Below are 25,024 nucleotides of genomic sequence, written 5' to 3'. Positions count from 1 at the left end.
AATTTAAGTTTGATGCTCGTGAATTAAACTTCGTAATGAATTACGTATGTTCACTCAGAGACTTGGTATTCATTTTTCGTCTTGCGACGTTAAGAATCCATGTCACTTTGAGTGCCCACACAGATTGTCTGATAAATTGTTAAAGAGCAGTGCCGCTTCGTTTTCGCTGCGGCGCGGGGTGTGCATATTACGCTTTCCCGCTTCAGAGTCAAGCGATTATTTTCGCTGTTCTCTGCTGACCCGGCGGCGTGTGTGCCGTTGTTCCGTGTCAGTGGAGGCGCATTATAGGGAGTTATTCTGAAGTGACAAGCACAAAATACAAAAAACTTTTCGTTCGCTCACTTTTCAAACTTAACGCTTATTTAAGTCGCGAATCGCCCGCTAAATGGGCAATTTCCCGCGCAAAACTGGCCACCTGCGACCAGTCGGTATAAACCACTTCTTTACGCGTATCGGTTTCGCCACCCGTCATCTTCATTATCAGGCGGATCATGAAGCGGTCATACCAGCGGTAGCGAGGATAGCGCAGCGCACCGGCAAAGACGGCGCACAGGTCTGGCTGCCACGGCGAGCCGAGCAAAAACTTGCGCGTGTAGCTGTTGGTCTGCGGCGTACGCTTCTCAGCTTTACGGGCAACCAGATTGACCGAGTAAAACGCGCCCGGCAATGTGTTGAGTACCGCCGTATGCTTTTTCACAAAGCGATCCAGCGCCGGATGGAAGTGTCCGTAACGAATGGAGGCGCCAATCACCACGCGATCGTACTCCTGCCAGGCAATCTGCTCTGCGCGATTCAGGTTCACCACATCTGAGTAAATGCCCAGCTCTTTTAATTCCGACGCCAGATAAGCGGCAATCTCACGCGTTTGTCCGTCTCGCGTAGAGAAAAGAATCAGTGTTTTCATCAACGGCTCCTTATTCGCGCCAGAATGTTGGGGTGAACAGCACCAGCAGCGTAAAGACCTCAAGACGACCAAACAGCATATTGGCAATAAGGATCCATTTCGCAACCGGGTTCATGCTGGCAAAGTTATCCGCCACAACCCCCAGCCCAGGCCCGAGGTTGTTCAGTGTTGCGACGACGGACGCAAAGGCGGAGAAATCATCCACTCCCGTCGCGATGATCGCCAGCATGCTGACGATAAAGACCAGCGCATACGCCGAGAAGAACCCCCACACCGCTTCGAGTATACGTTCCGGCAGCGCGCGGTTCCCCAGCTTAATGCTGTAGACCGCATTCGGGTGGACCAGGCGTTTCAGCTCACGGTTCCCCTGCTTGAACAGCAGCAGAATACGAATCACCTTCAAACCACCGCCCGTCGACCCGGCGCAGCCGCCGATAAACGCGGAGCACAGCAGAAGTACCGGCAGGAACAGCGGCCAGCGCGCGATGCTGTCCGTGGTAAACCCGGCGGTCGTCGCCATCGACACCACCTGGAAAAACGCCTGATTGAGCGTGGTCAGCGCCGAGTTGTAAACATCATGGAACCACAGCACCAGGGTACAGATGACGACCAGGGTAAGCTGGACGCCAATGAACATGCGAAACTCAGGATCGCGCCAGTACACCTTCAGACTACGTCCGCTCAGTAAAGAGAAGTGCAGGCCGTAGTTACAGCCGGAGATCAGCAGGAAAATCGCAATGATGGTGTTAATCGTTGGGCTGTCGAAGTACCCCACGCTGGCATCGTGAGTGGAGAACCCGCCAATGGCAATCGTCGCGAAGCTGTGCCCGATAGCATCGAAGGCAGGCATCCCGGCAAACCATAGCGCCAGCGCGCAGGCTACCGTCAGCAGAACATAAATCAGCCACAGGGTTTTCGCCGTCTCGGCAATACGCGGACGCATCTTGTTGTCTTTCAGCGGCCCCGGCATTTCAGCCCTGTACAGCTGCATCCCCCCGACGCCCAGAATCGGCAGGATGGCCACTGCCAGGACGATGATCCCCATACCGCCGAACCACTGCAGCATCTGGCGATAAAAGAGAATAGCGTGGGGTAACGAATCCAGCCCCACCAGCGTCGTCGCACCGGTGGTCGTTAAACCAGAAAACGATTCAAAAAAGGCATCCGTGATGCTCAGATTGGGCTGTTCAGAGAAGATAAACGGGAGCGAACCGACGCTTCCCAGCACCGTCCAGAACAGCACAACGATCAGAAACCCTTCGCGAGATTTCAGCTCGCCTTTCTCACGACGGTTTGGCCACCAGAGCAGCGAGCCAATCGCCAGCGCGACAAAAAATGTCTGGGTAAACGCACGCCCCGCACCGTCCCGGTAGATAAGTGCCACCAGTCCAGGGAGAATCATCGTCCCGGAAAAAAGTATGACCAGCAGTCCAACGATTCGGGTTATGGCACGAAAATGCATCTCTGCCGCTTCCTTTGGTATTCAAAAAGTGAGGTGGGGATTATTCTTCAATCGGCAGCAATTGCAACGAACCGCGACTGAAATCAGCCAGTTTTGCTGAAAAAGCAGCCAGTTCTGCCTGAGGAAGCGCCACGCGTAATTGCACCATTGCCTGGTAATCACTGTGCGCAATCACGCCGTTAAATTGTTTGAGCAGTGTTTCAATGCCCGATAGCTGAGCGTAATCGCACAATAAAGTATATTCGGTGAGCGGCGTTTTGCGGATGGTCGTCAGGATATTCAGTGCCTGCTGCACTCCACCGCCATACGCTTTAACCAGCCCGCCCGTGCCCAACAGGATGCCGCCGTAGTAGCGCACCACCACGGCGGTAATTTCACCCACGCCGCTGCCCATCAGCTGGGAGAGCATGGGTTTACCGGCAGTGCCCGCCGGTTCACCGTCGTCGGAAAAACCGAGCTGTTGCGAATCGTCCGGCGGCCCTGCTACCCACGCCACGCAGTGGTGACGTGCGTCAGGGTGCTCCGCGCGAACGGACTCGACAAACGCTTTCGCCGCCTCTACGCCGTCGGTGTGCGCCAGCAGCGTAATAAAGCGGCTTTTCTTGATTTCCTCAACAAAGGTGACCGGTTCAGCCGGTATCAGCCAGCTTTCCATCAGGCCAGCTTCAGGTCTCGCGTCATATTCTCAATACCGTTCTCGTGAACCACCACGTTATCTTCGATACGAATGCCGCCAAACGGTTTCAGCGCGTCGATTTTTTCCCAGTTGAAGTGCTTGCTGAACTGCCCTTCACGCCACGGCGCCAGCAGGGATTCAATAAAGTAGATCCCCGGCTCGATGGTCAATACCATGCGCGGCTCAAGAATACGGGTGCAGCGCAGGTAAGGATATTTAGACGGTGCCGCCAGGTGCGTACCGGTATCATCCTGCATGAAGCCCGCAACGTCGTGAACCTGCAGGCCCAGCGGGTGGCCGATACCGTGCGGCATGAATGGTCCGGTCAGGTCGTTTTCGACCATCGCCTCTTCACTCATGTCTTTCACAATCTGATGCTTACGCAGCAGTTTGGCAATGCGCTGATGGAACTGGATGTGGTAATCCACGTAGCTGGTTCCGGCCTTCATGGTGCCAATCAACGCCAGCTGTTCGTCGTTTACGTCCTTAATAAGCTGCGCAAAATCGGTATCCGCGTTCGCCGCCCAGGTGCGGGTCAGATCGGCCGCATAGCCGTTGTACTCTGCGCCTGCGTCCAGGAGGAAGCTGCGCATCTCAGACGGAACCTGATGATCCAGTTTGGTGTAGTGGAGAACAGACGCATGCTCATTCAGCGCGACGATGTTGCTGTACGGTACGTCGGTGTCACGATGACCGGTTGCGGTCAGGTAGGCCAGGTTGATATCGAACTCGCTCATGCCTGACTGGAACGCTTCGTGCGCGGCGCGGTGGCCATTCACCGCCGTTTTTTGCGCTTCACGCATGCAGTAGAGTTCATAGTCGGTTTTATACGCGCGGTAATAGTGCAGGTAATCCAGCACGCCTTTCGGATTGAGTTTGTCAGCCGGAATATCCAGACCGAGCGCACGTTCAGGCACAGGGCCAATGTAGCCGATGTTGCCGCGCGCCGCTGGCAGCTGGCTGCCAATGCCGTCCGCTTTTGGCAGGGCGATCACCTCAATTTCTTCGGTCCAGAAAGAGGTCGGCAGCGGTTCGACGTTGTGCCAGTAATCAACCGGCAGGTAGAACCACAGTTTCGGCTTGTTCACGCCGTCCACCAGAAGCCAGCAATTCGGAACCTGTGTCACCGGCACCCAGGCTTTAAACTGCGGGTTAACCTTAAACGGATAGGCGTGGTCATCAAGAAAAGTATTCATCAGCTCGCCGGAGTGGATCAGAAGAGCATCCAGCTTGAAGCGGGCCAGTACATCGCGGGTACGTTCCTGTAGGGTAACGATATGATTTTTATAAAGCGAAGCCAGTGAGTCCATCATTCTTCCTTTCGTTTTTTTGACCTCAAGTCATCGCATCTTAGCACACCTCACTCCGGCTGCGTGATTTCCACCGACCGTGATCAACGCAGCAATTTCTTAATGAGTAATTTGCATTTTATTAACATAAATTCCACACTCCGTCTCATCTGGTATGACCAGATCCACTTGCTGGATTCAGGAGACTGACATGCTTTACAAAGGCGACACCCTGTACCTCAACTGGCTGGAAGATGGCATTGCCGAACTGGTGTTCGATGCCCCCGGCTCAGTGAATAAGCTTGATACCGCGACGGTGGCCAGTCTTGGCCAGGCGCTGGAAGTACTTGAAAAGCAATCTGAATTAAAAGGGCTGCTGCTGCGTTCGAACAAAGCGGCCTTTATCGTCGGTGCCGATATCACCGAATTCCTTTCGCTGTTCCAGGTTCCGGAAGAACAGCTGAGCCAGTGGCTGCACTTTGCCAACAGCGTCTTTAATCGTCTGGAAGATCTGCCTGTTCCAACGATCTCTGCCGTGAACGGCTACGCGCTGGGCGGCGGCTGCGAGTGCGTGCTGGCGACCGACTACCGTCTGGCGACGCCGGACCTGCGTATCGGCCTGCCGGAAACCAAGCTGGGCATCATGCCGGGCTTTGGCGGTTCCGTGCGTATGCCGCGCATGCTGGGCGCCGACAGCGCCCTGGAAATCATTGCCGCCGGTAAAGACGTGGGTGCAGAACAGGCGCAGAAAATCGGCCTGGTCGACGGCGTCGTGAAACCAGAGAAGCTGGTTGAAGGCGCACTCGCCATTCTGCGTCAGGCGATTAACGGCGACCTCGACTGGAAGGCCAAACGTCAGCCGAAGCTGGAGCCGTTAAAGCTCAGCAAGATTGAAGCCACCATGAGCTTCACCATCGCCAAAGGCATGGTGATGCAGACGGCGGGTAAACACTACCCGGCGCCAATCACGGCGGTGAAAACCATTGAAGCGGCAGCCCGCTTTGGCCGCGACGAAGCCCTGAAACTGGAAAACCAGAGCTTTGTTCCGCTGGCGCACACCAATGAAGCCCGCGCGCTGGTTGGCATCTTCCTCAACGATCAGTTCGTGAAAGGCAAAGCCAAACAGCTGACCAAAAACGTTGAGACGCCAAAACACGCGGCGGTACTCGGCGCCGGTATTATGGGCGGCGGCATCGCTTACCAGTCGGCCTGGAAAGGCGTGCCGGTAGTGATGAAAGACATCAACGAGAAATCTCTGACGCTGGGCATGACCGAAGCCGCCAAGCTGCTGAATAAACAGCTTGAGCGCGGAAAAATTGACGGGCTGAAGCTCGCAGGCGTGATCTCAACCATCCAGCCTGTGCTGGAATACAGCGGTTTCGATCGTGTGGACGTGGTGGTTGAAGCGGTCGTTGAGAACCCGAAAGTCAAAAAAGCGGTGCTGGCGGAAACGGAAGACAAGGTTCGCCCGGACGCCGTCCTGGCCTCAAACACCTCCACCATCCCCATCAGCGAACTGGCGAGCGTGCTGAAGCGTCCGGAAAACTTCTGCGGAATGCACTTCTTCAACCCGGTACACCGTATGCCACTGGTCGAAGTGATCCGTGGAGAAAAAACCTCTGACGAAACCATCGCTAAAGTCGTGGCGTGGGCAAGCAAGATGGGTAAAACGCCGATCGTCGTTAATGACTGCCCAGGTTTCTTTGTGAACCGCGTGCTGTTCCCGTACTTCGCCGGCTTCAGCCAGCTGCTGCGCGACGGCGCGGACTTCCGCAAAATCGACAAAGTAATGGAAAAACAGTTCGGCTGGCCGATGGGCCCGGCGTATCTGCTGGACGTCGTCGGCATTGATACCGCCCACCACGCGCAGGCCGTCATGGCGGCGGGCTTCCCGCAGCGCATGCAGAAAGATTATCGCGATGCCATTGACGCCCTCTTTGACGCCAACCGCTTCGGACAGAAAAACGGCCTGGGCTTCTGGCGTTATAAAGAAGACAGCAAAGGCAAACCGAAGAAAGAAGAAGATGCGGCGGTGGATGGCCTGTTGGCCGACGTATGCCAGCCGAAACGCGACTTCACCGACGACGAAATTATTGCCCGCATGATGATTCCGATGATCAACGAAGTGGTCCGTTGCCTGGAAGAAGGCATTATTGCCAGCCCGGCAGAAGCGGATATGGCGTTGGTATACGGCCTGGGCTTCCCTCCGTTCCACGGCGGCGCGTTCCGCTGGCTGGATACGCTCGGCAGCGCCCGCTATCTCGATATGGCGCAGCAGTATCAGCACCTCGGCCCGCTTTATGAAGTGCCGGAAGGGCTGCGTAACAAAGCGCGCCATAACGAACCCTACTATCCAGCAGTTGAGCCAGCCCGTCCGGTTGGCGCGCTGAAAACGGCTTAAGGAGTCACAATGGAAAAGGTTGTCATTGTTGATGCGATTCGCACCCCGATGGGCCGTTCAAAAGGCGGTGCGTTCCGTAACGTGCGCGCGGAAGATCTCTCCGCGCACCTGATGCGTAGCCTGCTGGCGCGTAACCCGGCGCTGGACCCAGCAGCGCTCGACGATATCTACTGGGGCTGCGTGCAGCAAACGCTGGAGCAGGGCTTCAACATCGCCCGCAACGCGTCGCTGCTGGCGGAGATCCCGCATTCGGTTCCGGCGGTCACCGTCAACCGCCTGTGCGGTTCGTCGATGCAGGCCCTGCACGACGCGGCGCGCATGATCATGACCGGCGATGCGCAGGCCTGTCTGGTCGGCGGCGTTGAACACATGGGCCATGTGCCGATGAGCCACGGGGTCGATTTCCATCCGGGCATGAGCCGCAACGTGGCGAAAGCCGCAGGCATGATGGGCCTGACCGCCGAGATGCTCTCCCGCCTGCACGGCATCAGTCGTGAAATGCAGGATGCTTTTGCCGCGCGCTCTCACGCCCGCGCCTGGGCCGCCACGCAGTCCGGTGCCTTCAAGAATGAGATCATCCCGACCGGGGGCCATGATGCAGACGGCGTACTGAAGCAGTTCAGCTACGACGAAGTCATTCGTCCGGAAACGACGGTCGAAGCGCTTTCTACCCTGCGTCCGGCATTTGATCCGGTCACCGGTACGGTAACGGCAGGGACGTCGTCGGCGCTGTCCGACGGTGCCGCCGCGATGCTGGTAATGAGCGAAAGCCGCGCCCGCGAATTGGGCCTGACGCCACGCGCTCGCGTGCGTTCGATGGCGGTGGTGGGCTGCGATCCTTCAATCATGGGTTACGGCCCGGTTCCGGCCTCGAAGCTGGCGCTGAAAAAAGCGGGCTTAACTGCCAGCGATATCGATCTGTTCGAGATGAACGAAGCGTTTGCCGCGCAGATCCTGCCGTGCATTAAAGATCTGGGGCTGATGGAGCAGATCGACGAGAAGATTAACCTCAACGGCGGCGCGATCGCCCTCGGTCACCCGCTGGGCTGTTCCGGGGCGCGTATCAGCACGACGCTGATTAACCTGATGGAACGCAAAGATGCCCAGTTTGGTCTGGCAACGATGTGTATCGGCCTGGGTCAGGGTATCGCGACGGTGTTTGAGAGAGTGTAAGTAAGGAAAAGTATCTCAAAGCCAATGACGTCAGAACAAGGCGGCAAGCGAGAGAATCCCGATGAGCTTACATTAGTAAGTGATTCGGGTGAACGAGCGCAGCCAACGCAGTTATGGCGTCATTGGCGAAGAGAGACAGTTTAGTTGCCGTTCTTCCCGCCTGTCAGGGGCGGGTTTTTTATTTAAATGAAGGCAAACGCATCGCCAAACAGGCGATCTTCACGTGCATCGCGTTCGTTACAGAACAGGTCGCGGGCAATTTTCGCCATCTCGAAACGGCCTGCAATGTAGATATCATGTCCCGCCAGCGTGCCGTGATCCTGCAGTACCGCCGTCAGCACCGTCCCGCTACGTCCACGCCAGCCCTCTTCCGGCTGCTCGACCACTGGCTCAATGCGCAGGTTAGGATGGTTAACGCTCAGCGCTTTCAGTTCAGACAGGTCGTACAGGTGCTTCTCTTCGCGGCCGCCCCAGTAGATGGTGATGTCACGGTCTGGATTACGCGCCAACGCGGTCAACAGAATAGAGCGCACATAGGAGAAGCCCGTACCGCCCGCGATCAGAATCAGCGGACGGTCTTCGTCATCACGCAACCACGCGTCGCCGTGAGGAATGTCGACCACAATCTCACGCTCTTTCAGGATGCGGTCCATCACGGCCATCGCGTACAGGTTAAGCTCAGACGCACCAATATGCAGCTCAATAAATTCCTGCTCTGCTGGCGTAGAGGCCATAGAGAAAGGACGCTTATCACGCTCATCCATCACCACCATCAGGTACTGGCCGGCACGGAATGAGAATGCCGCTTCAGGAACCAAACGGACGCGATATACGGTGTCGGTAATAGCATCTACCGACGTCACTTTACAGCTTAAGGTTGTCATTCGCTCTCTCTGTCGGGAAGTCTATAGGGCTTAACGGTCAGCTCAGGGTTTACCGTTATTCATTATGGCCAGTTCGTCCCAGATCGCGTCAATTCGCGCGGTCACAGCAGGATCTTTTTTGATCGGGCGACCCCATTCACGGTCGGTTTCGCCAGGCCATTTATTTGTGGCATCCAGTCCCATCTTTGAGCCAAGACCGGAAACCGGCGAGGCAAAATCCAGATAATCTATCGGCGTATTTTCGACTAACACCGTATCACGCGCAGGATCCATTCGCGTGGTTATCGCCCAGATAACATCGTTCCAGTCACGGGCGTTAACGTCATCATCGCAGACAATAACAAATTTGGTATACATAAACTGGCGCAGGAAAGACCATACGCCCATCATCACGCGTTTAGCATGTCCGGGATACTGCTTCTTCATCGTGACCACCGCCATGCGATATGAGCATCCTTCAGGCGGCAGATAAAAATCAACGATTTCCGGGAACTGCTTTTGCAGGATCGGCACAAATACTTCGTTCAGCGCCACGCCGAGCACCGCCGGTTCATCCGGTGGGCGGCCAGTATAAGTGGAGTGATAAATCGCATCTTCACGCTGAGTAACATGCGTGACGGTAAACACCGGGAAGTTATCCACTTCGTTGTAATAGCCGGTGTGGTCGCCGTATGGGCCTTCTGGCGCCATTTCACCCTGCTCAATGTAACCTTCCAGCACAATTTCGGCGCTGGCCGGCACTTCGAGATCGTTGGAGATACACTTCACGACCTCGGTTTTAGTCCCGCGCAGCAGGCCAGCAAACGCATATTCAGAGAGCGTATCCGGTACGGGCGTGACCGCCCCCAGAATGGTGGCCGGATCGGCACCTAACGCGACAGACACCGGGAACCGTTCACCCGGATGTGCAGCACACCACTCCTGGAAATCCAGCGCGCCGCCGCGGTGCGACAGCCAGCGCATGATGAGCTTATTCTTGCCAATCAGCTGCTGGCGATAAATACCGAGGTTTTGCCGCTCTTTATGCGGTCCGCGCGTCACGGTGAGGCCCCAGGTTATCAGCGGCGCAGCATCTTCAGGCCAGCACTGCATGATAGGGATTTTGGTGAGATCCACCGCATCGCCTTCCAGCACTTTCTGCTGACACGGCGCGCCGCGCAGGCGTTTGGTGGGCATGTTCAACACCTGCTTAAACTGCGGCAGCTTATCGAACAGATCGCGGAAACCTTTCGGTGGCTCAGGCTCTTTCAGAAATGCCAGCAGTTTCCCCACTTCACGCAGCGCGGTAACGTCTTCCTGCCCCATTCCCAGCGCGACACGACGCGGGGTGCCAAACAGGTTGCACAGCACCGGCATTGAGTAACCTTTTGGATTTTCAAACAGTAATGCAGGGCCACCGGCACGCAGGGTGCGGTCAGCAATTTCTGTCATTTCCAGATAAGGATCAACAGGAAGTGTAATGCGTTTCAGTTCACCCTGCTTTTCCAGCAGCGTCAGGAAGTCGCGGAGATCGTGGTATTTCATGCAGTTAGTCATGGCCTCTCTGTAAGCGCTTCATTATACGGCGTAAGCCTGCTTGATGCTGTAATTTTGTTAAATTAGCGTGAACTTATCCGCTGTGTTCGAATTTCCCCCATTATAATCAACTTAGCGATCCCTCCAGGGTTTTGATATGCTTGCGCCCCGAACTAAGGGAAAGAGTGATTATGCAGGCCTGGTATTTACTGTATTGCAAACGCGGGCAACTTCAGCGCGCGCAGGAACATCTTGAACGTCAGTCTGTAAATTGTCTGACACCCGTGATCACGCTTGAAAAAATGCAGCGCGGGAAGCGCACAACCGTCAGTGAGCCTTTATTCCCGAACTATCTGTTCGTGGAGTTCGACCCTGAGGTGATCCACACCACTACCATCAGCGCAACGCGCGGCGTCAGCCACTTCGTTCGTTTTGGTGCCCACCCGGCAACCGTTCCGTCGACCGTCATTCATCAGCTGTCTGTTTATCAACAGCCTGAAGGGATCACCGACCCGGAAACCCCTTACGCGGGCGATAGCGTCGTCATTACCGAAGGCGCATTCGAAGGCCTGCAGGCGATTTTCGCCGAGCCGGACGGTGAAGCGCGCTCCATGCTGTTGCTCAATCTGCTGAACAAGCAGGTGCTGCAGAGCGTGAAAAACACCGACTTCCGCAAAGTTTAAACGTTTATCCCGAACAGGCGACGCACGTTGTCATCCGTCTGCGCGGAAAGCCAGTGCGGATCCTCTCCGCGCCAGTGCGCTACGCGCTCAACAATGTGCCCCAGCAAGGCGGGCTCGTTTCGCCGCGATGCCGGTTTGGGCTTCATATCTCGCGGCAGCAGGTATGGCGCATCGGTTTCAAGAAGCAAACGGTCTGCCGGGATTATCGGCAGCAGCTCGCGAAGCTCAAGCCCGCGGCGCTCATCACACACCCAACCGGTGATCCCCAGATACAAACCGCGGTTCAGGCAATCCAGCGCTTCCTGGCGAGACCCGGTGAAGCAGTGGAGCACTGCGCCGGGCAGTTTATCCAGCCACGGGTCCAGCAGTGCGAGAAAACGTTCATGCGCATCGCGACAGTGCATAAAGACGGGCATTTGAAGCTCTGCCGCCAGCGCAAGCTGGGCAGTGAACGCCTTTTCCTGTTCTTCAGGCGTGGAGAAGTTGCGGTTAAAATCGAGCCCGCACTCGCCAATAGCCACCACCTCTGCCGTTTTTGCCAGCGTGCGCAGGGTTTCTGCGCTCTCAGCCGTCCACTGGCTGCTGTCATGAGGGTGGACGCCGGCGGTTGACCAGCAGTGTTGATAGCGTTGCGCCAACAGCAGCGCCTGCTCGCTCTCATGCAGGTTGGTCCCGGTCAGGAGCAGCCCTTTTACGCCAGCCTCAAAAGCACGCGCAACCACCTCGTCACGATCTTTCGCAAACTGCGAGCTGGTCAGGTTGAGTCCGATATCAAACATGCGATTCCCCATAGAACAACCGCCCTGACGGGCGGCTGGTTTTACTCTTCAGTGGTCTTTTCGGACGCATCGTCTTCATCGTCCGACCGGCGTCCTTTTCCCACGTAGAAACGCGAGAAGAATACGCCAACCTCAAACAGGCAGTACATCGGTATTGCCAGCAGCGTTTGTGAGAAGACGTCCGGCGGCGTCAGCAGCATGCCGACTACGAAGGCGCCCACCAGAATATAGGGACGCTTCTTACGCAGGTCATCAGGGGTGGTTACCCCAACCCAGCAGAGCAGCACAATGGCCACCGGCACTTCAAACGCCACACCGAACGCCATAAACAGCGCCATCACAAAGCTGAGGTAGCTGGCGATATCCGTCGATACCTGAACCCCTTCCGGCGCGGTATGCGTCAGGAAACCAAAGGCCAGCGGGAAGACAACGAAGTAGGCAAACGCCATGCCGATATAGAACAGCAGCGAACTGGAGACCAGCAGCGGGATCACCAGTTTACGTTCGTGCCTGTACAGTGCTGGCGCCACAAATGCCCATACCTGATAAAGGATGACGGGTGCAGACGCAATCAACGACACCCAGAAGGTGAGCTTAATCGGGGTGAAAAACGGTGATGCAACGTCTGTTGCAATCATCGTTGCCCCCAGCGGCATCTGCTTGATCAGCGGCGCAGAAACCACCTGATAAATATCGTTGGCGAAATAGACCAGGCACAGGAATATGAGGAATACCGCAATAATGCAGTTTAACAGGCGCTTACGCAGCTCAATCAGGTGCGTAATAAGCGGTTGAGTATCATCTACTGCCATGGTTACGCTTTATCACTCGACGAGGGGGATGATTCGGAAACGGGCGCGGCGGGTTTCGCTTCAGCCGCTTTTACAACCGGCTCTTCCGGCTGCGCCTGTTTTTTCAGTTCAGTTTCCTGCGGCGTTTGTTCAGGCGCTGCGGCCTGGTGCTCCGCACTGGCTGGCGTCACGCCCTCACGCTGCGCTTCGCTGTCCTTCACCACCGGGTTATGAATAGTGTTCGCTTCATCGCTCGCTTTTTCAGGATCGTTAACGCTGTAAGAGCGCTTCATGGATTCCGCCGCTTCGCGCAACTCATCCATTGAGGCTTTCAGTTCCGGCGTCAGGTTATCCATGCTCGCCTTCTCAACCTTTTTCAGGCTTTCCTGAAACTCCTGCAGCTTAAGTTCCTGCGCCAGCTCGTTCTGAACGGTCGAAGCCAGCGATCTTAGCGCTCGAACCCAGCCCACAACGGTTTTCACCGCTACCGGCAGACGCTGCGGTCCCAGCACGATCAGACCAATCACAAAGACCAGCAGCAGCTCACTAAAACCAATGTCGAACACGACTTACACCTGCTCTTTATCGTGGCGTTTAGCGTCTTCCTTTTTGGCATCTTCCTGCTTATCGGAGATGGATTTAGCAGTAAAGTCAGCGTCCTGGCTGGTTTTATCCTGCTTGCTCTCATCATCGCTCATTGCTTTCTTGAAGCCTTTGATAGACGCGCCCAGATCGGAACCAATAGAACCGAGCTTTTTGGTGCCAAACAGCAGCACAACGATGACGGCAATAATGACTAATTGCCAGATACTGATACCACCCATACATATTCCTCAGGGATAGATGATTAATTGGTCAGGTCGCATTATACGTATGCGACCTGTCGATGGCGATGCAAACTCAGCGCGTTTTTCTCCATCCTGCAAGCCAGACAACAACCCCGCCAGCCATCAGCCAGGCGGGCATCATCTGCCAGTCAGGACGGTTGATCAGCAGCAACGTACCGCTCAGCAGCAGCGTTGCGCCAATGCCAAAGAGGTAGCGTGACTGTCCCTGGCGCACACGGCTGGACTGAAGCTCGCGGGCGATTTTATCCATGCTGTGCTGAAGATTCTTGCTCTGACGCAAACTGTCGTAAACCAGTTCAGGAATTTCAGGCATTTTTTCGATCCAGAACGGTCCTTTCTCTTTCAGCGAACGCACCAGCGCTGGAAGGCCAACCTGATCCTTAATCCAGGATTCCAGGAAAGGTTTAGCCGTCTTCCACAAGTCTAACTGAGGATAGAGTTGTCGACCTACACCCTCAACGTAAAGTAATGTTTTCTGAAGTAAAACTAACTGTGGCTGAACTTCCATATTAAAGCGGCGGGCCGTATTGAACAGGTTTAACAGCACGTGTCCAAAAGAGATCTCTGCCAGCGGTTTTTCAAAAATCGGTTCGCAAACGGTACGGATAGCAAACTCGAACTCTTCGACGTTGGTGTCTGGCGGAACCCAGCCGGAATCCACATGCAGCTCGGCCACCTTACGGTAGTCGCGGTTGAAGAAGGCGATGAAGTTCTCAGCCAGATAACGTTTATCTTCTTTATTCAGCGAGCCCACAATTCCGCAGTCGATACCGATGTATTTCGGATCCTCAGGATGCTCATAGCTCACGAAGATATTGCCCGGATGCATGTCCGCATGGAAAAAACTGTCGCGGAATACCTGAGTAAAGAAGACCTGCACGCCACGTTCGGCCAGCAGCTTCATGTTCGTTCCCTGCTTCTCCAGGGCCACCACATCCGAAACCGGAATACCGTAGATGCGCTCCATGACCATCATGTTCTGGCTGCAATAGTCAGAATAGACTTCAGGCACGTACAGCATCGGGCTGTTTTCAAAATTGCGGCGCAGCTGAATGGCGTTTGCCGATTCACGCAGCAGATTAAGCTCATCAATCAGCGTTTTTTCATATTCCCGCACCACTTCCATCGGGCGCAGTCGACGGCCGTCCGGCAGCAGACGCGGAACCCAACGCGCCAGACGATAAATTAGCTTCATGTCGGCTTTGATAATCGGCAGGATATCCGGGCGGATCACCTTGATCACCACCTCTTTGCCGTTCTCTTTCAGACGCGCAGTGTGCACCTGAGCGATAGAAGCCGACGCCAGCGGTTCTATTTCGAAATCGTCAAACCAGGTTTCAACGGGAAGGTTACCCATCGCCTCCTCGATCTGTTTCTTCGCTCTCACCCCGTCAAACGGGGCGACACGGTCCTGCAGCATCGCCAGTTCATCGGCAATGTGCGGCGGGAAGAGATCGCGGCGAGTTGAGAGCATCTGTCCGAACTTAATCCATACCGGGCCGAGCTCCTGCAGCGCCAGACGCAGGCGTTCACCCAGCGGCTGACCTTTATGGCGATTTGGCATCCAGAACAGCGTCCGCCGCCAGATCCTGAGCGGCAGCGTGATACGCATTTTGGGGATGAGCTCGTCGAGCCCGTAACTCAAAAAGGTGTGGATGATAAAATAGAGGCGCCGAATTTCACCAGGCGTCATTTGCCCTCCAGTTTTTCCAGCCGTTTGCTTAGGGCATCAACCGCACGTTCAACCGCGGCCGTCTCTTCTGCGAACCACGCAACTTCCAGCGGCCCGGGCGCCATGCGCCACTCCTCGGTCAGTACTTCTGCGGCATAACGCTGTTGGCGTTGCAGATTTTTGCGCAGGAACGCCGTGCCGCCATGAATAACTTTCCCGATCCCTTCAGCGGCGATGTCGCCAATAAAAGGCGCCAGCAGCTCTGCCGGGTCAAACTCAGCCAGATCGCTGAGCGCAACGAAGTTCTGCACGACCTGGATGTCGCCTTCCACTTCCAGCTCACCGCTGCGGATAAGCGCCGTTAATTGCTGGCGATCGCGCAGTTTTGGCAGCACGCTCATATGGGTAATGACCGAGCAATCAGCTTCACCTTCCCACTCACCCAGAACGTCAAGCTGACGTTCGCTGAAAACCAGCACGAGCGGCGTCGAGAACTCTTTTAACACAATGCGCAGTACCTTCCCGTTTAGCCGCTGACGTGCGGCTTTCAGCGCCGGAGCGCGATACAGGAAGGCATTCAGCACATTCTCGATGCCTGCGGTGACTAAGGGTTTAAAGGGCACGGGACACCTCCACTCAGAATTTGTAACCGCGATGCAGCGCGACGACACCCGCCGTCATGTTGAAGTACTCAACGTTCTCAAATTCCGCATCCTGCATCATGGCTTTTAAGGTATCCTGATCCGGATGCATGCGAATTGATTCCGCCAGATAGCGATAGCTTTCCGCGTCGTTTGCCACCAGTTCGCCAATACGCGGCAGCACGTGGAAGGAATATGCGTCGTAGGCTTTGCTCAGCGGGTCGATAATCGGTTTAGAGAACTCGAGCACCAGCAGGCGTCCACCCGGCTTCAGCACGCGGTACATGGAGCGCAGCGCTTTTTCTTTATCGGTGACGTTACGCAGACCGAAGGAAATCGTGATGCAGTCAAAAGTATTGTCCGGGAAGGGCAGCGCTTCGGCGTTGGCCTGCACGTATTCCACGTTACCCACCACGCCGATGTTACGCAGCTTTTCGCGTCCCATTTTAAGCATGGAGTCATTAATATCAGCCAGTACAACGCGACCGGTTTCGCCCACCAGACGGGAGAATTTCGCCGTCAGATCGCCCGTACCGCCAGCCAGATCGAGAACCGTTTGTCCACGACGCACACCGCTGCAGTCGATGGTGAAGCGCTTCCACAAGCGATGAATGCCGAACGACATCAAGTCATTCATCACATCGTACTTCGCCGCCACGGAATGAAATACGTGGGCCACCATGTCAGCTTTCTGCGCTTTGGCTACAGTCTGAAAGCCAAAGTGCGTCGTGTCTTGTGAATCGTCAACCATTTCAGAGCCTGCTAATCAGTCAAATGTTCGTGAAGTGTAACAGATTGGGCGCAATTGCCCTACGATTCAACCACCGCGAAAGAAACGCGCTGGCTGCTCGTCTGGCGATAAATCCGGCGCTAAATCGTTGTCCTGGCTGGGTGAATTTTGTTCATCCCCGCCCTCACGCAGTCGGAACTCTTCGTCCTGGGCTGTCGCCTGTTCGACCAATTCCGGATTAATCTCGCGTTTAACCTCCACTCCCAGGCTGCGGAATGCTTCAGCCTGCGCAAGCAGGTTGCCACGCCCGGAGGAGAGCTTTTTCATCGCCTGGCGGTAGTTATCCTGCGCACGATCCAGGCTTTGCCCGACGGAGGACATGTCGTCCACGAAGAGGCGCATTTTGTCGTACAGCTTGCTGGCGCGGTCGGCAATCTGCTGCGCGTTACGGCTCTGGTGCTCATAGCGCCACAGGTTCGCAATGGTGCGTAAGGCCACCAGCAGCGTGGTGGGGCTGACCAGCATAATGTTATTTTTCAGCGCTTCGGTGATCAGTTCAGGCTGTCTGTCGAGCGCCAGCAAAAACGCGGGTTCGACCGGGATAAACATCAGCACGTAGTCCAGCGAGCGCAGCCCCGGCAGTTGCTGATAATCCTTTCTACCCAGCAGGCGAATATGGTTACGCACGGAGGCAATGTGCTCCTGCAGCGCCGATTCGCGCGTATAGTCATCTTCAGCGTTGAAGTAGCGCTCATAGGCCACCAGCGTCATTTTGGCGTCAATGACCACATCTTTGCCCTGCGGCAGACGCACAATCACATCCGGCTGCATGCGCGAGCGGGCATCGTTTTCGATACTCACCTGCGTTTCGTATTCATACCCTTCCCGCAGGCCAGAGGCCTCCAGCACGCGGGTGAGCACCACTTCCCCCCAGTTACCCTGGGTTTTGTTATCGCCTTTCAGCGCCCGCGTCAGGTTGACCGCTTCCTGCGCCATCTGGGCATTCAGCTGTTGAAGATTGCGGATCTCATGCGCCAGCGTGTGGCGTTCGCGGGCTTCCTGACCAAAGCTGTCCTGTACCTGACGGCGAAAGCCGTCCAGCTGTTCGCGCAGCGGCGTCAGCAGGCTGTTCAGGCTCTGGCGATTTTGCTCATCAACGCGGCGGTTGCTGTGTTCGAAAATGCGGTTGGCGAGGTTCTCGAACTGTTCGCTGAGGCGCTGCTCGCTGTTGATCATCTGGCGGATTTTGTCTTCGGCATGCAGCTGGGTGGATTCAAGGCGGGTAGTCACTTCGCGGAGATCGGCCTCCAGCGAGGTGTTGATATCACGCAGGTTACGCAGTTCGTTATTGAGCAGTTCACACTCGTCGCGCCAGTGGTCGCTTAGGGCAAGCTGCTGTTTTGCGGCGCTTAAATCGGCGACGATCTCTTCGCGTTCAGCCAACTGCTCGGCCTTCTGCTGTGCATGCTGATAGCTGGATATCAGCCAGCCTATCGCCACGCCCGCCAGCGCAATTACCGCATAAATCAGGATTGAGATATCCACAATGCCCCCTGCATCAACGTATTACCCGCACAAAATAAGATTGTGCTGTATAAACGTCCAGTTTGAAAGGGTTTTCCTGCGAGGCGCTACGCAAAAAATAAAGGCCGAACGCGTCGGCCTTTTATCTCAGAGAGGAGGACTAGATCAGGCGGCGAGCCGCTTCAACCACGATTTTCACCGCGTGACTTTCTGTCTGCTTCATGGTTTCGGCGTTCGGGATCTCCTGCTGGGTACGGTTGACGATAACGCCCGCCACCATACCGGCACGCAGACCCTGGCTTGCGCACATGGTCAGCAGCGTTGCGGATTCCATCTCGTAGTTCATCACGCCCATAGACTGCCACTCTTCCATTGAGCCTTTGAAGCGGCTCACCACGCGGCCTGAGAAGGTGTCGTAACGCTCCTGGCCCGGATAGAAGGTATCAGAAGAGGCAGTTACGCCCACGTGAGTGGTTGCGCCCACGGATTTCGCCGCTTCAACCAGCGCGGTGGTGCACTCGAAGTCAGCCACTGCCGGGAATTCCATCGGTGCAAAGTGCAGGCTTGCGCCGTCCAGACGCACGGAAGCGGTCGTCACCAGCACGTCGCCCACGTTAATGTGCGGCTGAATCGCGCCGGTGGTGCCGATACGCAGGAAAGTACGAATGCCCAGCTGCGCCAGCTCTTCCACGGCGATAGAGGTAGACGGGCCACCGATACCGGTAGAGCACACAATCACCGCTTTGCCATCCAGCTCTGCACGCCAGGTGGTGAATTCACGATGGGCAGCCAGCTTGACCGGCTTATCCATCAGCGCGGCGATCTTTTCCACACGCTCTGGGTCGCCAGGGACGATAGCGAGCGTAGCCCCTTGTAAATCGTTTTTAGTGAGGCCGAGATGAAAAACATCAGACTTAGACATAGGTGACTCCTCTGTGGGTCGGTTAGTCAGAAGAAGTAAAACGGTACTTTACAGAAGCGGTAAGCATAATTTCGTGACGCATCTCACCATGAATGAAAATGATTGCATTGAATTTCCATCAAAAAGTGATTCACATCACATTAACAAGTTATATCGTCAGGTGCTGCACAAAAGATAGACCGTTTAAGGCACTGTGAGTTGTTAACCTGGTGTCTATATTTACCTTTGCGCTAACTCATTGGTACGGAGAATGCCATGACTGAAAAAACCGGATTTGCACCTGCTGCGGCTCCGCATGCTTCAACTATCGTCTCAACCTCAGAAGAGGCCATTACGGCAGGCGAGACCTCCATCCCCTCTCAGGGAGAAAATATGCCTGCCTGGCACGCGCGGCCAAAGTCAGCAGACGGCCCGCTGCCCATCGTGATTGTGGTTCAGGAGATTTTCGGCGTTCACGAACATATTCGCGACCTCTGCCGCCGCCTGGCGCTGGAGGGTTATCTGGCCGTTGCGCCAGAGCTCTACTTCCGTCAGGGCGATCCGAATGACTACAGTGATATCCCGACGCTGTTCAGCAACCTGGTCAGCAAAGTGCCGGACGCGCAGGTGCTGGCAGACCTCGACCACGTCGCCAGCTGGGCGGCGCGCAACGGCGGCGACCCGCACCGCTTAATGGTCACCGGTTTCTGCTGGGGTGGACGCATTAGCTGGCTGTATGCCGCGCATAACCCGCAGCTGAAAGCCGCCGTTGCCTGGTACGGCAAACTGGTGGGCGAAAAGACGCTGAACTCACCGAAGCATCCGGTTGATATCGCTACCGATCTCAATGCCCCGGTGTTAGGGCTATATGGCGGCCAGGATACCGGCATTCCGCTTGATACCGTCGAGACGATGCGCCACGCGCTGCGGGCGGCGAACGCGAAGGCCGAAATCGTGGTGTATCCCGATGCCGGACACGCGTTTAATGCCGATTATCGTCCGAGCTATCACACGGAATCCGCTAAAGATGGCTGGCAGAGAATGCTGGCATGGTTTAGCCAGTACGGCGGGAAGAAAGCATAAAAAAAAAGCCCGGTGGCGGCTGCGCCTTACCGGGCCTGCGCGTCATCAAGCCTGACGTAAGTTCTGCGCCGCCTTCACCATGTTGGCGAGCGCCGCACGCGTCTCCGGCCAGCCGCGGGTTTTCAGGCCGCAGTCCGGGTTTACCCACAGGCGTTCTGCCGGGATACGCTGAGCGGCTTTTTTAAGCAGCGCCTCAATCCACTCCACGCTCGGCACGTTCGGGGAGTGAATGTCGTACACGCCCGGCCCAATTTCGTTCGGGTAGTCGAACTCTTCAAACGACTCCAGCAGCTCCATGTCTGAACGCGAGGTCTCGATGGTGATCACGTCTGCATCCAGCGCGGCAATCGAATCCATGATGTCGTTAAATTCGCAGTAACACATATGGGTGTGGATCTGGGTGTCGTCCTTCGCCACTGCGGCGTTGATGCGGAACGCTTCCACGCCCCACTGCAGGTAAGCATCCCAGTCGCTGCGGCGCAGCGGTAAACTTTCGCGCAGGGCCGGTTCGTCAATCTGGATGATGCCTATGCCTGCGGCTTCCAGATCCGCCACTTCATCACGCAGCGCCAGGGCGATCTGTTTGGCGATGGTTTCACGGGTCACGTCTTCGCGCGGGAACGACCAGCAGAGGATGGTCACCGGGCCGGTCAGCATGCCTTTTACCGGCTTGTCGGTCAGGGACTGGGCGTACTTCGCCCACTCCACCGTGATCGGTTCCGGGCGGCTGACGTCGCCAATGACCACCGGCGGCTTCACGCAGCGGGAGCCGTAGCTCTGTACCCAGCCGTTCTGGGTAAAGACGAAGCCGTCCAGGTGCTCACCGAAATATTCCACCATGTCGTTACGCTCGGCTTCACCGTGCACCAGCACGTCCAGCCCGAGGCGTTCCTGCTCGATAATCGCCTGCTTGATGTGTTCCGCAATGCCGGTGCGGTAGTGATTCGCATCCAAATTGCCCTTTTTGAAGTCCAGACGCAGGCCGCGGATCTCGGTAGTTTGCGGGAATGAACCGATGGTCGTGGTCGGCCATGCGGGCAGGTTGAAGCGGGCGCGCTGGGCTTCGGCACGTACCTCGTACGGGCTCTGACGCTGGCTGTCCCCGGCGGTGATGGCCGCCAGACGTTTTTCTACCGCCGGGTTGTGCACGCGAGCCGAGTGACGACGCGCCTGAATCGGTGCGCTCCAGTCGGTAATCGCCGCCGTGTCGCCGCTGTTGAGCGCGTCGCGCAGCAGTGCCAGCTCTTCACATTTTTGCAGGGCGAAGGCAAACCAGCTTTTCACTTCAGGGTCGAGACGGGTCTCCACGCTCAGATCGATCGGACTGTGCAGCAGCGAGCAGGATGAAGCCACCCATAGCTCGCGTTTGCCGACGATGTCTTTAATTTGGGCGTATTTCTCGGTCAGATCGGCGCGCCAGACGTTACGGCCGTTGACCAGACCGGCGGAGAGTAACCACTCCTCAGGCACGCGCTCGTGCAGCTCTGCGACATCGTCCTTACCGTGAACCAGGTCAACGTGCAGGCCCTGAACCGGCAGCGCGGTGATAGTGTCGAGGTTCGGCGTCACGCCCTCGAAATAGGTGGTCAGCAGCAGCTTCACCTGTCCGGTGAGCGCGTCATACGCCGGTTTGAAGGCATCGAGCCACTCCTGCGGCAGCTCCAGCACCAGCGCGGGTTCGTCGATTTGCACCCACTGAATGCCGCGCTTGCCCAGCTCAATCAGCACCTGCTTATAGACCGGCAGAATATCGTTCAGCAGGCTGAGGCGGTCAAATTGTTCGCCCTTCACTTTACCCAGCCACAGGTAGGTTACCGGCCCCAGCAATACGGGCTTCACCTGGTGGCCCAGCGCCAGCGCTTCATCCACTTCGTCCAGAAGCTGCGTCCAGGTCAGCGTAAACTGCTGACCTTTGACGAACTCCGGCACCATATAGTGATAGTTGGTGTTAAACCACTTGGTCATTTCCGCCGCTGCCGCTGGCTCACCCGTTGGCGCGCGGCCACGGCCGATGCGGAACAGGGTGTCGATATCCACCGATCCATCTTTGTTCTGATGACGAGCCGGCACGTTGCCCAGCAGCAGGCTGGTCGTCAGAACATGGTCGTACCAGGCGAAATCGCCCACAGGCAGCAGGTCAATACCCGCCTGTTTTTGCTGATCCCAGTGACGGGCGCGCAGCTCCCGCCCCACCGCCAGGAGTTCTTCACGGGTGGCGTTGCCCGCCCAGTAGCTTTCTTGCGCTTTTTTCAGCTCGCGACGCAGGCCAACGCGAGGAAAACCGAGAGTGTGAGTGCGGATTGTCATGGTATGCCCCTTGTGAAATTTGTTATTTAGACGTCCAGATGTTTACACATCTATAATTGGCAGGTACTGTATATTCCTCAAGCGCAAAATGTTCATGGCGGAGTGAAGGACTTTCATGATCGAGATTAAACACCTGAAAACGCTACAAGCGTTGCGGAATTGCGGTTCGCTAGCGGCGGCAGCGGCCACGCTGCACCAGACCCAGTCCGCCCTTTCTCACCAGTTCAGCGATCTGGAACAACGCCTCGGATTTCGTCTTTTTGTGCGTAAGAGCCAGCCTTTGCGCTTTACGCCGCAGGGTGAAATTCTTCTTCAACTGGCGAATCAGGTACTGCCGCAGATCGCCAGTGCGCTGCAGGCGTGTAACGAGCCGCAGCAGACCAAACTGCGGATCGCCATTGAGTGCCACAGCTGTATTCAGTGGCTGACCCCCGCGCTTGAGAACTTCCGCCAGAAGTGGCCGCAGGTGGAGATGGACTTTAAATCCGGCGTGACCTTTGACCCGCAGCCCTCGCTCCAGCAGGGCGAGCTGGATCTGGTGATGACGTCCGACATCCTGCCGCGCAGCGGCCTGCACTATTCGCCGATGTTTGATTTTGAGGTGCGTCTGGTGCTGGCGCCGGACCATCCGCTGGCGGCCAAAACGCGCATTACGCCGGAAGATCTGGCGACAGAAACGCTGCTGATTTACCCGGTTCAGCGCAGCCGCCTGGATATCTGGCGTCATTTTCTGCAGCCGGCAGGCATCAGCCCTCAACTGAAAAGCGTGGATAACACCCTGCTGCTGATCCAGATGGTGGCGGCCAGCATGGGTATCGCGGCGCTGCCGCACTGGGTGGTTGAGAGCTTTGAACGCCAGGGTCTGGTGGTCACCAAAACCCTGGGGGAAGGACTGTGGAGCCGGTTGTACGCCGCCGTGCGCGATGGCGAGCAGCGTCAGCCGGTTACGGAGGCGTTTATTCGCTCAGCGCGGAACCACGCGTGCGACCATCTTCCGTTTGTGCGGAGCGCGGAGCGACCCAGCGGCGATGGACCCACAGTGAAGCCAGGATCACCGCCCCCCCAATAAGGAAGCTCGGCCAGTGCGGCTGTTCCTGCCAGATGGCAAGGTTCACCAGCAGCCCCGCCGGGACGTGCACGTTGTTCATGATCCCCAGCGTACCGGCGTCTACCTGCGTAGCGCCGTAGTTCCACATAAAGTACCCCAGCCCCGACGCCACCACGCCCAGCCAGACCAGAACGCTCCACTGCACGGTGGTGGTCGGCAGCTTTTGCGGGTTGCCGAGCATAAACCACGCCGCCACCGCGACGATCGCCGCACCCATATAGAACCACGCAAACGCGTTGTGCTGCGGCATCGGGCGGGTTTCCATCAGGCGCTTGTAGCCCACCATACCAATGGCAAAGCTGATGTTGGCAAGCTGGACGAACATCAGCCCTGTCCAGAAGTGATCGCTAACTTTGTCGTAGCGAATGATCGCCGCGCCAATAACCGCCAGCGCGGCGCTTAGCAGATATCCCCAGCGCAGACGGCGCCTGCTGAGCAGGTCGTAGATCAGGGTGATATAGAGCGGCGTCAGCACGGTAAAGAGCAGGAATTCGGAGACGGACAGGTAGACGTAAGCCCGGAAGCTGAACAGATACATGATGCCAAGCTGCATCGCCCCCACCAGCATGTACAGCAGAATGGTTTTCAGCGATTGCCCGCGCGTGCGCAGGAACGGCAGAAACACCAGCGCCGCCAGCCCCACGCGCATTAGCACCGAGAAGTAGCTGTCGACCGAACCGGCAAGGTATTCGCCAATCAGGCTAAAGGAGAAGGCCCACAGGATAGTGGTGATAATGAGTAGCGCCACAATGCTTGTCTCTCAGAAAGAAGGACAGGCATTGTAGCGAACTCTTTAGTTGACAACTGAACAATAAACAACCGAGTGACGATTATTCAAGGAACAGTTTGCGCAGGTATTTCGGTACTGCGTTGTCTGCGTTGGTGCCGATGACCTCCAGCTCCGGATGCAGATCCTTCAGGCGCTGGTGCGCGTTTTCCATGATGCAGCCTTTGCCCGCCATAGAGAGCATCTCGGCGTCGTTCATGCCGTCGCCAAAGGCGATACAGTCTTTAAGCGCGAAGCCCAGACGTTTCGCGACCGCTTCCAGCGCGTGCCCTTTGGAGACACCTCCCGCCATCACTTCCAGACAGGTCAGGGTTGAGAAGCTGACGTTGACGCGATCGCCCCAGCGGGCGTTGATCGCCTGTTCCAGCGGGAGCAGCTCTTCGTGGCTGTCGCAGGTGAAGAACACCTTGCTGATCCCTTCCGGCTCCAGCAGGCCCGGCTCGTAGAGGGAGTAGTTGAATACGGCTTCCTTGAAGAAACGCATCTCATCCGGGCGGTGGCGGTTCATGAACCAGTCGTCGTCGCGGTAAACGTTCGTAACGATAGCCGGGTTGTTGTGCACCACGCTGAACAGATCGGCGGCAATATCGCGATCCAGGTTGTGGGTAAAGATCAGGTTGCCGTCGGTATCATGCACGCGCGCACCGTTGGAGGTGATCATGTACGATTTGATCTCAAGATTATCGCGGATCTGCCCCACGTCGACGTGGTGGCGGCCGGTGGCAAACACAAAGTTCACGCCCCGGGCGGTCAGAAGCTTCAGGGTCTCTTTCGCGTAAGGCGACAGGGTGTGGTCAGGGGAAAGCAGCGTGCCATCTAAATCAGATGCAACAACCTGGTACATAGGAAAATTTAACCTCAATAGA

At 56.5% G+C, this 25,024-nt stretch carries 23 protein-coding genes; 5 read left to right on the top strand and 18 right to left on the bottom strand.

Going from position 1 to position 25,024, the window contains the following annotated elements:
* Positions 1-358 precede the first annotated feature (358 nt).
* From hemG to pepQ, 4 genes are read right to left on the bottom strand one after another with little or no spacing between them, the layout of a single operon-like run.
* Positions 359-904: a menaquinone-dependent protoporphyrinogen IX dehydrogenase gene (gene hemG / locus IM299_RS20295; RefSeq protein WP_041911844.1), complete on the bottom strand. Its 546-nt coding sequence runs from the start codon at positions 902-904 to the stop codon at positions 359-361.
* A 10-nt stretch (positions 905-914) separates the two neighbouring features.
* Positions 915-2,366, bottom strand: a complete 1,452-nt coding sequence (gene trkH, locus IM299_RS20290; RefSeq protein WP_048956653.1) for a Trk system potassium transporter TrkH — start codon at positions 2,364-2,366, stop codon at positions 915-917.
* 40 nt (positions 2,367-2,406) lie between these two features.
* On the bottom strand, positions 2,407-3,021 hold the full coding sequence (locus IM299_RS20285) for an IMPACT family protein (RefSeq protein ID WP_063155602.1): 615 nt from the start codon (positions 3,019-3,021) through the stop codon (positions 2,407-2,409).
* Positions 3,021-4,352 carry a Xaa-Pro dipeptidase gene (gene pepQ, locus IM299_RS20280; RefSeq protein WP_028014769.1) on the bottom strand — a complete coding sequence of 444 codons (1,332 nt, stop codon included), beginning with the start codon at positions 4,350-4,352 and terminating at the stop codon, positions 3,021-3,023. The genes IM299_RS20285 and pepQ overlap by 1 nt, the downstream gene beginning before the upstream one ends.
* A gap of 190 nt (positions 4,353-4,542) precedes the next feature.
* Between pepQ and fadB the strand changes: the two genes are divergently transcribed.
* Both fadB and fadA read left to right on the top strand, forming a co-directional pair.
* A complete protein-coding gene (fadB, locus tag IM299_RS20275) occupies positions 4,543-6,732 on the top strand; it encodes a fatty acid oxidation complex subunit alpha FadB (protein ID WP_045260977.1) in 2,190 nt (729 codons plus the stop codon).
* A 9-nt stretch (positions 6,733-6,741) separates the two neighbouring features.
* Positions 6,742-7,905 (top strand): acetyl-CoA C-acyltransferase FadA, encoded by a 1,164-nt coding sequence (gene fadA / locus IM299_RS20270; RefSeq protein WP_008501515.1) that lies wholly within the window; start codon positions 6,742-6,744, stop codon positions 7,903-7,905.
* Between the two features lie 182 nt (positions 7,906-8,087).
* On the opposite strand, the gene fre is transcribed toward fadA, so the two are convergent.
* Together fre and ubiD are read right to left on the bottom strand one after the other, a co-directional pair.
* Complete coding sequence (gene fre, locus IM299_RS20265) at positions 8,088-8,789, bottom strand: NAD(P)H-flavin reductase (RefSeq protein ID WP_193358011.1); 702 nt, start codon at positions 8,787-8,789, stop codon at positions 8,088-8,090.
* A 42-nt stretch (positions 8,790-8,831) separates the two neighbouring features.
* On the bottom strand, positions 8,832-10,325 hold the full coding sequence (gene ubiD, locus IM299_RS20260; protein WP_028014773.1) for a 4-hydroxy-3-polyprenylbenzoate decarboxylase: 1,494 nt from the start codon (positions 10,323-10,325) through the stop codon (positions 8,832-8,834).
* A gap of 170 nt (positions 10,326-10,495) precedes the next feature.
* On the opposite strand from ubiD, the gene rfaH reads away from it, so the two are divergent.
* Entirely contained in the window at positions 10,496-10,987 is a 492-nt protein-coding gene (gene rfaH / locus IM299_RS20255) for a transcription/translation regulatory transformer protein RfaH (protein ID WP_020882871.1), read from the top strand.
* Here the strand turns inward: rfaH and tatD are convergent.
* From tatD to udp, 9 genes are all read right to left on the bottom strand, one after another.
* Positions 10,984-11,766, bottom strand: coding sequence for a 3'-5' ssDNA/RNA exonuclease TatD (tatD, locus tag IM299_RS20250; RefSeq protein WP_045631327.1), 783 nt, complete (start codon positions 11,764-11,766; stop codon positions 10,984-10,986). The two genes, rfaH and tatD, sit on opposite strands and share 4 nt — an antisense overlap.
* Before the next feature lie 41 nt (positions 11,767-11,807).
* Positions 11,808-12,578, bottom strand: a complete 771-nt coding sequence (gene tatC, locus IM299_RS20245) for a Sec-independent protein translocase subunit TatC (protein WP_028014775.1) — start codon at positions 12,576-12,578, stop codon at positions 11,808-11,810.
* Positions 12,579-12,580: 2 nt separating this feature from the next.
* Positions 12,581-13,123, bottom strand: a complete 543-nt coding sequence (gene tatB / locus IM299_RS20240) for a Sec-independent protein translocase protein TatB (RefSeq protein ID WP_028014776.1) — start codon at positions 13,121-13,123, stop codon at positions 12,581-12,583.
* Between the two features lie 3 nt (positions 13,124-13,126).
* Positions 13,127-13,381, bottom strand: a complete 255-nt coding sequence (gene tatA, locus IM299_RS20235) for a Sec-independent protein translocase subunit TatA (protein ID WP_013099238.1) — start codon at positions 13,379-13,381, stop codon at positions 13,127-13,129.
* Positions 13,382-13,457: 76 nt separating this feature from the next.
* Positions 13,458-15,098 carry a ubiquinone biosynthesis regulatory protein kinase UbiB gene (gene ubiB / locus IM299_RS20230; protein WP_028014777.1) on the bottom strand — a complete coding sequence of 547 codons (1,641 nt, stop codon included), beginning with the start codon at positions 15,096-15,098 and terminating at the stop codon, positions 13,458-13,460.
* Positions 15,095-15,700: a ubiquinone biosynthesis protein UbiJ gene (gene ubiJ / locus IM299_RS20225; protein ID WP_028014778.1), complete on the bottom strand. Its 606-nt coding sequence runs from the start codon at positions 15,698-15,700 to the stop codon at positions 15,095-15,097. The genes ubiB and ubiJ overlap by 4 nt, the downstream gene beginning before the upstream one ends.
* 13 nt (positions 15,701-15,713) lie before the next feature.
* Positions 15,714-16,469 (bottom strand): bifunctional demethylmenaquinone methyltransferase/2-methoxy-6-polyprenyl-1,4-benzoquinol methylase UbiE, encoded by a 756-nt coding sequence (gene ubiE, locus IM299_RS20220; RefSeq protein WP_028014779.1) that lies wholly within the window; start codon positions 16,467-16,469, stop codon positions 15,714-15,716.
* A gap of 66 nt (positions 16,470-16,535) precedes the next feature.
* Entirely contained in the window at positions 16,536-17,993 is a 1,458-nt protein-coding gene (rmuC, locus tag IM299_RS20215) for a DNA recombination protein RmuC (RefSeq protein WP_041911838.1), read from the bottom strand.
* A 139-nt stretch (positions 17,994-18,132) separates the two neighbouring features.
* Entirely contained in the window at positions 18,133-18,894 is a 762-nt protein-coding gene (udp, locus tag IM299_RS20210) for a uridine phosphorylase (RefSeq protein WP_003860792.1), read from the bottom strand.
* Positions 18,895-19,149: 255 nt separating this feature from the next.
* On the opposite strand from udp, the gene IM299_RS20205 reads away from it, so the two are divergent.
* Positions 19,150-19,956: a dienelactone hydrolase family protein gene (locus IM299_RS20205; RefSeq protein ID WP_193358010.1), complete on the top strand. Its 807-nt coding sequence runs from the start codon at positions 19,150-19,152 to the stop codon at positions 19,954-19,956.
* A gap of 45 nt (positions 19,957-20,001) precedes the next feature.
* Here the strand turns inward: IM299_RS20205 and metE are convergent, their stop codons facing one another.
* Positions 20,002-22,263, bottom strand: coding sequence for a 5-methyltetrahydropteroyltriglutamate--homocysteine S-methyltransferase (metE, locus tag IM299_RS20200; RefSeq protein WP_193358009.1), 2,262 nt, complete (start codon positions 22,261-22,263; stop codon positions 20,002-20,004).
* 115 nt (positions 22,264-22,378) lie between these two features.
* Here metE and metR point away from each other — a divergent pair, with 115 nt between their 5' ends.
* Positions 22,379-23,332, top strand: coding sequence for an HTH-type transcriptional regulator MetR (gene metR, locus IM299_RS20195; RefSeq protein ID WP_028014783.1), 954 nt, complete (start codon positions 22,379-22,381; stop codon positions 23,330-23,332).
* Here the strand turns inward: metR and IM299_RS20190 are convergent.
* On the bottom strand, positions 23,220-24,119 hold the full coding sequence (locus tag IM299_RS20190; RefSeq protein WP_032644934.1) for a carboxylate/amino acid/amine transporter: 900 nt from the start codon (positions 24,117-24,119) through the stop codon (positions 23,220-23,222). The genes metR and IM299_RS20190 overlap by 113 nt on opposite strands.
* 82 nt (positions 24,120-24,201) lie before the next feature.
* On the bottom strand, positions 24,202-25,002 hold the full coding sequence (gene yigL, locus IM299_RS20185) for a sugar/pyridoxal phosphate phosphatase YigL (RefSeq protein WP_193358008.1): 801 nt from the start codon (positions 25,000-25,002) through the stop codon (positions 24,202-24,204).
* Between the last annotated feature and the right edge of the window lie 22 nt (positions 25,003-25,024).

It is taken from the genome of Enterobacter cloacae complex sp. P47BA (genome assembly GCF_014930485.1).
GTDB lineage: Bacteria > Pseudomonadota > Gammaproteobacteria > Enterobacterales > Enterobacteriaceae > Enterobacter > Enterobacter bugandensis.
The sequence above is the reverse complement of the archived record's forward strand: the minus strand, read 5'-3'. Positions and strand labels throughout refer to the sequence as shown.

What these genes read in the sequence shown, in the direction of transcription:
- hemG (WP_041911844.1), bottom strand. Translation starts at nt 904, where the DNA reads ATGAAAACACTGATTCTTTTCTCTACGCGAGACGGACAAACGCGTGAG.
- trkH (WP_048956653.1), bottom strand. Translation starts at nt 2,366, where the DNA reads ATGCATTTTCGTGCCATAACCCGAATCGTTGGACTGCTGGTCATACTT.
- IM299_RS20285 (WP_063155602.1), bottom strand. Translation starts at nt 3,021, where the DNA reads ATGGAAAGCTGGCTGATACCGGCTGAACCGGTCACCTTTGTTGAGGAA.
- pepQ (WP_028014769.1), bottom strand. Translation starts at nt 4,352, where the DNA reads ATGGACTCACTGGCTTCGCTTTATAAAAATCATATCGTTACCCTACAG.
- fadB (WP_045260977.1), top strand. Translation starts at nt 4,543, where the DNA reads ATGCTTTACAAAGGCGACACCCTGTACCTCAACTGGCTGGAAGATGGC.
- fadA (WP_008501515.1), top strand. Translation starts at nt 6,742, where the DNA reads ATGGAAAAGGTTGTCATTGTTGATGCGATTCGCACCCCGATGGGCCGT.
- fre (WP_193358011.1), bottom strand. Translation starts at nt 8,789, where the DNA reads ATGACAACCTTAAGCTGTAAAGTGACGTCGGTAGATGCTATTACCGAC.
- ubiD (WP_028014773.1), bottom strand. Translation starts at nt 10,325, where the DNA reads ATGACTAACTGCATGAAATACCACGATCTCCGCGACTTCCTGACGCTG.
- rfaH (WP_020882871.1), top strand. Translation starts at nt 10,496, where the DNA reads ATGCAGGCCTGGTATTTACTGTATTGCAAACGCGGGCAACTTCAGCGC.
- tatD (WP_045631327.1), bottom strand. Translation starts at nt 11,766, where the DNA reads ATGTTTGATATCGGACTCAACCTGACCAGCTCGCAGTTTGCGAAAGAT.
- tatC (WP_028014775.1), bottom strand. Translation starts at nt 12,578, where the DNA reads ATGGCAGTAGATGATACTCAACCGCTTATTACGCACCTGATTGAGCTG.
- tatA (WP_013099238.1), bottom strand. Translation starts at nt 13,381, where the DNA reads ATGGGTGGTATCAGTATCTGGCAATTAGTCATTATTGCCGTCATCGTT.
- ubiB (WP_028014777.1), bottom strand. Translation starts at nt 15,098, where the DNA reads ATGACGCCTGGTGAAATTCGGCGCCTCTATTTTATCATCCACACCTTT.
- ubiE (WP_028014779.1), bottom strand. Translation starts at nt 16,469, where the DNA reads ATGGTTGACGATTCACAAGACACGACGCACTTTGGCTTTCAGACTGTA.
- udp (WP_003860792.1), bottom strand. Translation starts at nt 18,894, where the DNA reads ATGTCTAAGTCTGATGTTTTTCATCTCGGCCTCACTAAAAACGATTTA.
- IM299_RS20205 (WP_193358010.1), top strand. Translation starts at nt 19,150, where the DNA reads ATGACTGAAAAAACCGGATTTGCACCTGCTGCGGCTCCGCATGCTTCA.
- metE (WP_193358009.1), bottom strand. Translation starts at nt 22,263, where the DNA reads ATGACAATCCGCACTCACACTCTCGGTTTTCCTCGCGTTGGCCTGCGT.
- metR (WP_028014783.1), top strand. Translation starts at nt 22,379, where the DNA reads ATGATCGAGATTAAACACCTGAAAACGCTACAAGCGTTGCGGAATTGC.
- yigL (WP_193358008.1), bottom strand. Translation starts at nt 25,002, where the DNA reads ATGTACCAGGTTGTTGCATCTGATTTAGATGGCACGCTGCTTTCCCCT.